General features: G+C 48.7%; 8 protein-coding genes and 1 other RNA gene. 2 read left to right on the forward strand and 7 right to left on the reverse strand.

Annotated features, from left to right (window positions below; translation table 11 throughout):
- Window positions 1-365: 365 nt before the first annotated feature.
- The 5 genes from BMX58_RS14190 to BMX58_RS14210 form a co-directional block, all read right to left on the reverse strand.
- Window positions 366-566, reverse strand: a complete 201-nt coding sequence (locus BMX58_RS14190) for a cold-shock protein (protein WP_068623099.1) — start codon at window positions 564-566, stop codon at window positions 366-368.
- Between the two features lie 344 nt (window positions 567-910).
- A complete protein-coding gene (locus tag BMX58_RS14195) occupies window positions 911-1,111 on the reverse strand; it encodes a hypothetical protein (RefSeq protein WP_068623100.1) in 201 nt (66 codons plus the stop codon).
- Window positions 1,112-1,300: 189 nt separating this feature from the next.
- Window positions 1,301-3,055 carry a CE1 family esterase gene (locus BMX58_RS14200; protein WP_068623101.1) on the reverse strand — a complete coding sequence of 585 codons (1,755 nt, stop codon included), beginning with the start codon at window positions 3,053-3,055 and terminating at the stop codon, window positions 1,301-1,303.
- Between the two features lie 58 nt (window positions 3,056-3,113).
- On the reverse strand, window positions 3,114-5,510 hold the full coding sequence (locus BMX58_RS14205; protein ID WP_084253919.1) for a family 78 glycoside hydrolase catalytic domain: 2,397 nt from the start codon (window positions 5,508-5,510) through the stop codon (window positions 3,114-3,116).
- A complete protein-coding gene (locus tag BMX58_RS14210; protein ID WP_068623102.1) occupies window positions 5,511-6,851 on the reverse strand; it encodes a PTS sugar transporter subunit IIC in 1,341 nt (446 codons plus the stop codon). It abuts the gene before it with no gap.
- 187 nt (window positions 6,852-7,038) lie between these two features.
- Between BMX58_RS14210 and BMX58_RS14215 the strand changes: the two genes are divergently transcribed.
- A complete protein-coding gene (locus tag BMX58_RS14215; RefSeq protein ID WP_084253920.1) occupies window positions 7,039-8,073 on the forward strand; it encodes an AraC family transcriptional regulator in 1,035 nt (344 codons plus the stop codon).
- Window positions 8,074-8,139: 66 nt separating this feature from the next.
- Here the strand turns inward: BMX58_RS14215 and BMX58_RS14990 are convergent, their stop codons facing one another.
- Window positions 8,140-8,349 (reverse strand): hypothetical protein, encoded by a 210-nt coding sequence (locus BMX58_RS14990; RefSeq protein ID WP_068623104.1) that lies wholly within the window; start codon window positions 8,347-8,349, stop codon window positions 8,140-8,142.
- Between the two features lie 156 nt (window positions 8,350-8,505).
- On the opposite strand from BMX58_RS14990, the gene ssrA reads away from it, so the two are divergent.
- Window positions 8,506-8,870, forward strand: a transfer-messenger RNA (tmRNA) gene (ssrA, locus tag BMX58_RS14225).
- 358 nt (window positions 8,871-9,228) lie between these two features.
- Here ssrA and BMX58_RS14230 read toward each other — a convergent pair.
- On the reverse strand, window positions 9,229-9,984 hold a 756-nt coding region (locus tag BMX58_RS14230; protein WP_479729361.1), incomplete at its 5' end, for an ATP-binding protein.

Here is a 9,984-nt window from a genome sequence, read left to right on the forward strand (position 1 = left end):
AGGTGCATTGAGCAAAACCAACAGCTTTGAAGATGAAGGAATCCCGTTCTAACCGAAAAAAGCAGCAGAACATTGTCCACAATAAAATATCTTTTAGGGGTGGAATTTACTCTTGCGAAAAAACGCAGAATCTTCACCTTCGGTTTGTCATGCCCAAAAACAGACCGAATTCGATACATTGATCACTCTAAAATATACAAATTGACCTTTTTGACATTCATTTTTTGTCTATTTCTCTTTTCATCGGCTCGAGTGCGGAATTTAGTTTTGCAAACTGGAATTTACTATTGCAACTAACCTCATTATCGAAAATGTCAAAAAAAGAACCTGATCCGAAGACCAGGTTCTTATAAGTTTAATTTGAATTAAGCTTTAACAACGTTAGTTGCTTGAGGTCCGCGGTTACCTTCTTCTACGCTGAAAGTTACTGCTTGGCCTTCTTCTAAAGATTTGAAACCTTCAGATTGGATAGCTGAGAAATGTACGAATACATCGTCTCCGCTTTCGCGTTCGATGAAGCCAAAACCTTTTTCTGCGTTAAACCATTTAACTGTACCTTGTTCCATAATTGAAAATCCTCCTCGTGCGTTTTGCACTATATGATACATTGTTGCTAACGTGACGAATCGGAATGTTTTGAAACAATTCTTCTCTGCGCTTCACAAAATGTTAAATTCATTGTAGCATGGATCATTTCAATGTGCAAGCCCTACCCTCTTAAAACTTCCTTTACCGCAAAATAAGGAGGCTGGGACTAATGTGCATTCGAACATAGTGTGCGTAAACGCGGGACAGAACGCAGCCCCTGGCTCCACTTCACGAACAATGCTCGAATGGCCTGCAGCCATTCGAGCATTGTTCGCTCCAGTGGTCCGGAGCTAAACGCGTTCTGTCCCGCTCTCCTGTCTCTCTATTGTTTTTCTTTATCAAGAATTTCGGATATTTTCCTGTCGACATAATTCAAGCCCATGCTCATGAAATATTCAGCCAGTTCTTCGTCGCTGATGTTTTTCACTTCGTAGCCGCCTTGTCTTCTTTTTGCGGCATAGCCTTTTCTCATTTTTTCCAGCATATCTTCGGGTAGCTCCACTTGGAATTTCTTCATTGTCATCGCAACCGCCTCCTATGTCGTGGTTAGCCTGAACGATCAGTTAAGGGATTGTTTCTCCCTCACTATTCAGGTAACGCTTTCATTATACCCCTGTTTGCAAAATATATACAGAGTTTTCTCACCTGCAGAAGTCAAATGCGACAAATTCCTTATAATCATCGGACAATCGGGAAGTTTGGTCAGGATGAATTATTCGGCTGGTGTATTCATGATCAATTGTCCGTTCTCGGTGTTCCTTTGGTAATCCTGGAAGAAATCCCAAATGAATGCGGCTTCCGGTTTGTAGTTCCAATGCGCCAGATCCTTTACCGCAGCCAACTTCATGATTGCGCCGTTTGCATTGGAGTCTGTCCCGACCAGCATCTGTTTGTCGCCGAGTGCCGTCCATCCCTGGTTATCCAATGCCACACCGTAGAATTCATTCAACGACATATCGTATCGCTCAGATACCTCAAGTCGGTTGATTTTTTGGTAGGCTTGGATGAATGGGAACATGTCGACGTTCGGGTCGTTCTGGAATATGCCCGGTGTTCCGAATTGACCGGACCCGTCCACAGGAATCATCTGGAAATTATCATGATCGCCGGCAATGTAGAGGTAAGGGACCTCGGGACCAAAATAGTTCTCCGCGATTGCAGTCAGTTCCTGCTTGTCCACGCCAGGTGAAGAAACGGCGGCAACTGCTGCGAAAACGCCCGGATACTTGACGCCCATCAGGGTAGCTTTCGATCCGCCTGCCGACAATCCGGTCAGGTAGATGCGCGAAGGGTCGATCTGAGGATATTTCGCTTTGAGGTCCTCGATCAGGTTCAGTACGCCTTCTTCGCCGAAACCTTCGACATCTCCGAAATTCTCTTCCTTGGCTTGCCATTCAGGGGAAACGACGATCAGATTTTCTTCAGCCGCCAACTCGGTCCAGCCGCTTGTGTCGCCCTGCAGTCTCGGATCGTTCGCAAAGCCGTGGAGTGTGACGATCAACGGCACGCTGCCGGAAGGCTGTTCCATAGCCGTTTCCGGGATGTATTCATACCAGTTGAACTCCCCTTCTCCCTTCACTGGCTCGGCAATCATTTGGTTGTAGGTGATGCCCAACTCCTCGAAGTTCGGAATACCAATCAAGGGATAAGGGTCCGTGTATTTGCTGACGTCAGCCATATAAAATTCCGTCTGTTCGTTGTGCATACGGTAATTCTTCGAGAAGACATGCTCCCAGGCATTGGCGTAGGCTTCCTGCACAGTCTCTTCCTCTTCGTTCACGACGACTTGCTGCAGCGCTTTTTCCGGATTGCGGTAAACAGCCAGATCATCCTCCTCCGGTAGCTCTTCTGCAGCATTGGCTGCGATGTAGGAATCAGCGACGGCTTCTGCGGCATTGCTGATATAGACGGGTACCGGCGTGCTCGAGGCGCTAGCGCTTTCGATATCCCCGCCGTACAGCATCATCCCTGCGATCGGATAACTTTCCTCCCGCATGAAATTGTTTACGAAAGTCGCACCTTCATCCAAAGCGATCACTTTGGCGTTCTTCACAGGCGCTTTCGCCAAAAGTTTGATGAAGGCTTCCGCATCGTCCTCTTGATAGCCTCCCTCATGCAGCGGATTGATCACATAGGCCTGCCCCGCCCATTCCTGGACATCCGGCAGCAGTCCGATTTCTGCCAACAGCGCTTCAGCTTCTTCTTCCGTCTTTTGACCTGCGAAGATATAGAAAGTCGGCGTCAGCACATCCGAGCGCGCGCTTGCGAAACCTTCCTTCATGGCATCGTAGGTGAAGTAATGCAATTGTGACGCTTCATCCGTTACCGTTTCTTCCAAAACAACGCCTGTTTCTTTTGAACTAACTGCTGATTCTGCTGATTCAGCAGTTTCGGAAGGAGTCGCGCAGGCGCCGAGATTCAACGCTGCCAGTAAAAGGACTGCTTGCCCGATTGTTTTCATTTTCATCTTTTTGCCTCCATAATATCGAAATGGTCTTTCAAACACCGCACTAGAGCTTCCTTTGTCAGCTCACTTCAATCGGGGCCGCCGTTTCGAGCAGCAGCCTGATTGTTTGGCGCTCTTCTCCTGCTGGAGTGATTTCTTTGTTGATGATCCGATACGCGTCACCCAAACAGAGCTCGTAATCCAATGATTCCGGCAGCGTCACGCTGTAGTTTAGTTTGTCGGCCTCGGTCCGTACCCACTGTGCTTCAATTATCCCTGGCGAAGTGCGGAGCGAACCCCGAACTTCTGTCAAATCCATTGGGAAATAAGGGGCCAATTGGATGCGGTGATCTTTTTTGAAGGAAATGCCGATCAGCTTTTCCATCATCCAGACCGTATATGAGGAAAACATCGCATGGTTCAATGAGCCTTGCACCTTGTTCGAGCCGTTCTGGAGCGGAAAATACTCGCCCAAGGTCTGATTCCCATTCGCCAGCATGCCCAGATAATTCGGTTCTTCGCGGCGGGACAGCCAATTGTAGATCAACTCGTCTTCGCCGAGCTCGGACAGGATGGCATATGCCCACGACATCCCGAAAATGCCGAAGCGGAAAACGCCATCTTCTTTGCGGATGTGCGCAATCAGATTCTTCTCAAGCTGGTGCTTTTTGGCTACATTCTCATACAACTCCGCCTTCAAGGCGAAAATGAAACTTGATTGCGTCCCTGAGGCAAAACTGCCGTCCTCGTTGCGGAACAGCTCAATGATTGTGCTTCTTGCTTCCAGTATGCGCAACGCCAAGGTTCTCATCATCGTTTCCGGAACAGCGTACACTGAAAATAATTCCTTGTACTCCTCCAACAGGATCAGATACATGCAAGCCGAACAGAACTCCTGATCCGGCGATACGATGCGGTTATTTAGGATGCCGGCATCAACCGAACCCCAGTCGCCGAGGCAACAGTAGCGGATATAGTCGAAATCAAATGCCAACAGGTAACCCAAATGCTTCCTCAATGCAGGCAGCTGTTCTTGCACAAAGGCGGTATCCTGGTAATGCTGTCCGATTTTTGAAGCAAGCACCGGAAAAACCAGCTGCCAGCCCAAAGAGCCCGCCCCGTTTGATGTCCCGTTCGTCATGATGCCGACGTAAGGAGCCGTCTGGGGAATCCCGCCTTCCGGTGTCTGATCATTCGCGAAATCCATAAAGACTTTCTTCAAGAGTTCATGCATATCGTGGCTGTAGAGATGGGAATCGATCAGGGCGACGATATCGCCGCCATAACTGAAGCGTTCCCTGGTGCAGTCCTCGAAGTAGGAATGGATATTGTTCAAGCGGGTATTGCGTGCCGCTTCCCATAACCGGTCCAACTCTTCCGAAGAGGATCCGAACCGGCTCACCGCTGCGAGATCGGTGTGGACGCTGTAAGCTTGGATGTCCGAAAGCAGCCCCTCCACTCCAGCTGCAGTCGGCTCTGCCTTCACCAAAACATAGCGGAAAGAGTGATAACAGTACTGATTTTCAAAACGGAAAAGCGTTTGTTTATTTTTTTTGATGACATCCTTTTGGATGATCGGATCGCTTGCGTTTATGCGATGCGCTTCATCCGTCACGCCATAGGTACCGCTGATGCTGGAATCAAAACTGAGCGTACCGTCCGCGTTCAGCTCCTCGGCGTAAAGGAAAGTGATTCGGCCCAGAAAATCGGCGGCGACATCGCACAGGAAGTGCCCGGAAAGGATCGTTCCGAAATCAATCAACATGCCTTCGCCAGTCGGATCCTTAGTCAGCTTCGCCGGAAGGTAGTGTTTTTGACGCTTGATTTTGGGGATGAAGCTGGGAGTCAGGCAGCCATTCGGCCCGGCGATTTTGACTGTCTTCTGTGTGCTTGCCGCTTCCTGGATGTCGTCCGTCACCGTTTCTCCGATGTACAGATTGTTGAACAAGTAAGGGCCTTGCCTGCTTTCCCAGCTCGAATCCGTTGCGATCACAAGTTTTTCGCCCGAAGCATCCGTGATCGTCAATTGGCCGATCAGGCAAGGTTTTCCGACGGCGAGCTGCTTGCGCACATTGTATTTGCCCAAAATGGTGATCGGAGCCGCGTTGTACCAACCGTTAGCCAGCTCCACCGACAGCTTGTTGCTGCCCTGTTTCAGCTGGGCGCGGATATCGAATGTATCGTAATAGACCGTTTTGTCGTAATTCGTCACATCGCTGTTCAAATAGGCATCGCCCATACGCTGCCCATTGACGTACAAGGTGTAGTATCCCAAGCCGCAGATGGCGAGCAGCGCCTCTTCCACTTCATCCGAGACATCAAATGTCTTTTCAAGGATGATGTTGGGCCGTTCGTTCAGAAATTCCGCTTCTTTTTCCAGCGGATTGTCCAGCCGCGTGATCCAGCTGGCCTGACCCAGGCTGGCGCTCAAAGGTTGGTCCATGCCAGCAACCATCAGTTGATCCGTAGCTGTCATTTAACGGATCCCTTCCGCTTCCTGAACAGTCGCATCCGAGCCCGTGCTGTCCATTTCTTTCTCCTCTTTGTAGAGTTGCTTGTCGGCCATCCGGACGAACGGGATCCAAACGACTGTCGTGATTGCGATCAGGGCAATCTGCAGCAACGAACCTCTGATGCTGCCGGTCACGAAGTAACCGCTGATGATCGGCGGCGTCGTCCATGGAATCTGCGCCAAACCTGTCGGAAGCGGAACCAGCCCAAGCGCAAAGACAACATATGCGACGATTGTCGAAATGGCATTCGAGAAAATGAACGGAATGAAGTACAGGAAATTCAGCATCAACGGGATACCGAACAAAGCCGGTTCGCCGATATTGAACATGTAAGGAACGCCTGAGATTTTCCCGACTTCTTTGTATTGTCTGCTCTTCGCAACGATCAGGATCGCGATGACGGCACCGACGACGCCGATCGAGGCGAAATGGTTGCGGAAACTCATGCTGATGATGTTCGGCGGGATTTCGCCTGCCAAAGAAGCAACTTTGTTTTGGTCTTCCAATACTTGGTGGATCGGATCCATTACCGCCTGGATGATCGATCCGCCATGCAGACCGAAGAACCAAAGGAATTGTTCGAAAATTTTGACGACAACCAGGCCAAAGATCGAACCGCCCAAATAAGTCAATGGTTTTCCTAAGGTACCGTTGATCAATGTCAAAGCGTCACTCTTCAGCAACAACTCAATGATCAAGCGGATGATGAAGAAGGTGGTCACGACGATGACGGAAGGGATGACCGATTCGAATGGTCCGGCTACTGCAGGTGGAACGGATTCCGGCAGCTTGATTTTGATGCCCTTCTCTTCGATTTTTTTGTAGATGATGGTGCTGAACATTCCGACCAGGATCGACAGAAACATCGATTGCGCGCTGATTTTGGTGATGTTCAGAAAATCGACGCCTTCGATATTGTCAAGCGGGGTCAGCAACAGGAAGGAGACGACTGCGGTGATGATGCACTGCAGCACGTTCGTTTCCAGCTTATCCGCGAGGGATTTGGCCATGGAAATGACGACAATCAAGCCGCCCACTGCCAACGTTGCACTGTTTACGTATAATAATTTCGATTGCCACACAAATGCATCCTCTGTGCCTAATACCATCGTAATAAAGTCGGTGACCTGGGTGATCGGGAAAAAGGCGATGATCAAGAAGATCGAGGCGATAAAAGTGAACGGCATGTATGCCAACATGGCGTCCCTGACGGAAGTCAGATAGATGTTATTGTTCACCTTAGTTGCGAAAGGCCCAACTGTGTTTTGGATCTTGTCGCTGAGGGACATTTTTTCAGTATTCATATTTTTTCCTCCTGTTTGATGTGGTGCAATTATTGATGACGATGTCAGCTGAATCATATTGACTAATTTTTTCATCCGGATTATCATTATGGTATCGCTAACAAGTACATCTTAACGGATATAGCAGATTTTATTAATATCATATTTTTACGAAATGATTGACCATTTTTTACATAAAGGAGATTTTATGGACAAAGCACAGATCCGCGAAAAACTATTCACCCACACAAAAACGGAGGCGCGTTTGCTGCTGAAAAAAAGCGAACCCCAGTCCGATTTTGTCGAAAAATTTGACTCCTACCTGAACGAGGAAGGCGAACGGGTCTATCGCTACACCTTCGAAAAGCATCTGGAAAGCGCCCGCGAGAAACAAAATGAACGCGCCGCTCTTATCGAAGGCAGCCAACTGCTGATCCTCAAGCACGCGCGCTTCTCCTATACTCCGCTGCACGTCCATGATTTCATCGAAATGAACTACGTCTATTCAGGCAATATAGACATTATAATCGACGGGACAGAAATTTCATTAAAAGAGGGGGATTTTTGCATCCTGGACACCGGCGTCTGCCATCGGATCCTCGATACGGGCGAAAACGATATTCTGATCAACTTCCTGATGCGGAAGGAGTACTTCTCCACCCAAATGCTGAGCCGGCTGGCCTCAAACAGCATCATCAGCCAATTCGCGGTCAACGCCCTCTCCAAAACGCAGAAGCATAACCGCTACCTTCTTTTCAACACCACCAACAGCGAATTCCTGATCGACGCCATCGAAGGGATGCTCGTCAACTATTATGAACCGTCCTCCTATTCGAAAGATGTGACCGATGCCTACATGATCATCCTCTTTTCCGAGCTGCTGAAGGCATTCCAGCAGAAACAGGCCCGCGAACACCGCAAGGCTGATCATTCCTATATCGGAGACATTCTGCTCTTCATCGAAAAGAATTACCATGACTGCAGCCTGCAGGAAGTTGCCGAGGCTTTCAAATTCAATCCAAGTTACCTGAGCCGATTCATCAAGAACCAGACCGGAAAATCCTACGTTTCGCTGATTCAGGAACTGCGTTTGAACAATGCCTGCATCCTGCTGAAGAACACAGACCTCCCGATCGAAGCCATCAGCGAGCAGATCGGCTACCGGAACGTCACGTTCTTCTACCAAAAATTCAAGCAAGCCTACGGTATGACGCCGCACGAATACAGGCTGCATTCGGATTGACCTTGCATTTCGCGCAAAATAAATGACCGCTTCCCTGTTGATGAGGCGGTCATCGTTTCTATTTACTTATTTTCTTTTCTTGAAAAGATCCCAAATCGAAACCGTGGCTTTTTTGTATATCCTATTGTACGCTGCTCTTTTGGCGTCCCGGACCAGCCCCATTCCTTTTTTGCCGTAGAGAGGATTAGTTTTGCGTTTGATTGCCCGCTTCACCTTTCCGGTTGTCCGAGCCCTCAACGAACGTTTCAGGCTTGGTTTGCGCATGCCCAATTTCATGTTGTCCACTCCGCTCTGAATTATAGTGCCTGTTCCGTTATCTGGATTATACTACCGATAGGCTGGGCTGCCAAAATATTTTGTGCATAATCCTTGCTTTTTGGAATGGATGCCGTATAATATGAAATGCAAGATAACTCTGTGCATTCCCATTTCGGGGACGTTACGGATTCGACAGGTATAGGTCGAGCTTTCGATGCGCTCCGTAGGTTACGTCTACGCTAAAACGTTACAGTTAAATATAACTGACAAAACACAAAACAACACTTTAGCTTTCGCTGCTTAATTGTAGCTAGCTAAGATCCTCCTGGTATCGCCCATGTACTCAGATCAGGGTCTCAATGATGTGGGATACGCTGTGACCTTCCATCTGGAGGAATCAGAAGAGATCAATCAGATTAGCCGAAAATGATGCCTGTTAAGCGGCTAGTTCGAGGCGAATTCCAATAGTTTAACTATGAGCGTAGATTTGGAAGTGCCGATATGCTTGGACAGGGGTTCGACTCCCCTCGTCTCCATACTAGTATGAGGCAACCACCTCAGAAATGTTGATATGAAGTGATTCATATTGACTTTCTGAGGTGGTTTTTTTGCTGTCAGGGATGCGCAAGCTTTTTTAAAATCATCAAGCAACTGCTTACGGGAGCCGCAGTTCCGGCGAAGATCCGCTTCGCCGGAGAATCCGGACAGACTTGGAAGCTCTCCTCCGCTGAAGACTGATTCGCCGGACTTAACACCAGCCAGCAAACCATTACCTCCGATGAAGCCGTTGTTCGCCGGAGGTAATGGTTTGCCGGATAATCCGGCAACTGAACTGCACATCTATAAAAAAAGAGGACCTTCTCGAAAGAAAGTCCTCTTTTTGCGGTAATTGCTTGCTTATTTGCTCATGTCTTCCAGTTGGAAATGGATGGTTTCCATCGCTTGCAGCAAAGCTTCTGCTGTATCCAATGAAGTCAAGCACGGGATGTTGTTTTCGACTGCTTCACGGCGGATCAGGAATCCATCGGTTTCGCTCGTCTTCCCTTCCGTCATCGTGTTGACGACCAGATTGATGCGGCCGTCACGGATGGCATCCAGGATGTCATTGCTGTGCTCGTTGATTTTCTCGATGACATCGACTTTGATCCCTTCCGCTTCCAAGGCTTTACCGGTACCTGTCGTCGCAACGATATGGTAGCCCAACGAAATCAAGCGTTTCGCCAGTGGAATGATCTCTTCTTTATCTTTGTCCGATACCGTCATCAGGGCAGTTCCATAGTCCGGTACATGGACGCCTGACGCGATGAAGCCTTTGTATAAAGCTTTCGGCAGGTTGACGTCTTTCCCGATGATTTCCCCTGTGGACTTCATTTCCGGCCCCAGGACAGTGTCGACTTTCTTCAGTTTGTTGAAACTGAAGACCGGCATCTTGACGTATACCCCTGATTTTGACGGAACCAATCCTGTTTTATAGCCCATATCCTTCAGGTTCAGTCCGATGATCCCTTTTGTGGCCAACTTCGCCATCGGAATCCCGGTCACCTTGCTCAGGAACGGGATCGTCCGGCTCGCGCGCGGATTCACCTCGATGATGTAAACGACGCCGTTGCTGATGACGAACTGGATGTTCACCAAGCCGATTGTGTTCAGGCC

The sequence above is a fragment of the Trichococcus ilyis genome, assembly GCF_900109135.1.
GTDB lineage: Bacteria > Bacillota > Bacilli > Lactobacillales > Aerococcaceae > Trichococcus > Trichococcus ilyis.

What these genes read in the sequence shown, in the direction of transcription:
- BMX58_RS14190 (WP_068623099.1), bottom strand. Translation starts at nt 566, where the DNA reads ATGGAACAAGGTACAGTTAAATGGTTTAACGCAGAAAAAGGTTTTGGC.
- BMX58_RS14195 (WP_068623100.1), bottom strand. Translation starts at nt 1,111, where the DNA reads ATGACAATGAAGAAATTCCAAGTGGAGCTACCCGAAGATATGCTGGAA.
- BMX58_RS14200 (WP_068623101.1), bottom strand. Translation starts at nt 3,055, where the DNA reads ATGAAAATGAAAACAATCGGGCAAGCAGTCCTTTTACTGGCAGCGTTG.
- BMX58_RS14205 (WP_084253919.1), bottom strand. Translation starts at nt 5,510, where the DNA reads ATGACAGCTACGGATCAACTGATGGTTGCTGGCATGGACCAACCTTTG.
- BMX58_RS14210 (WP_068623102.1), bottom strand. Translation starts at nt 6,851, where the DNA reads ATGAATACTGAAAAAATGTCCCTCAGCGACAAGATCCAAAACACAGTT.
- BMX58_RS14215 (WP_084253920.1), top strand. Translation starts at nt 7,039, where the DNA reads ATGGACAAAGCACAGATCCGCGAAAAACTATTCACCCACACAAAAACG.
- BMX58_RS14990 (WP_068623104.1), bottom strand. Translation starts at nt 8,349, where the DNA reads ATGAAATTGGGCATGCGCAAACCAAGCCTGAAACGTTCGTTGAGGGCT.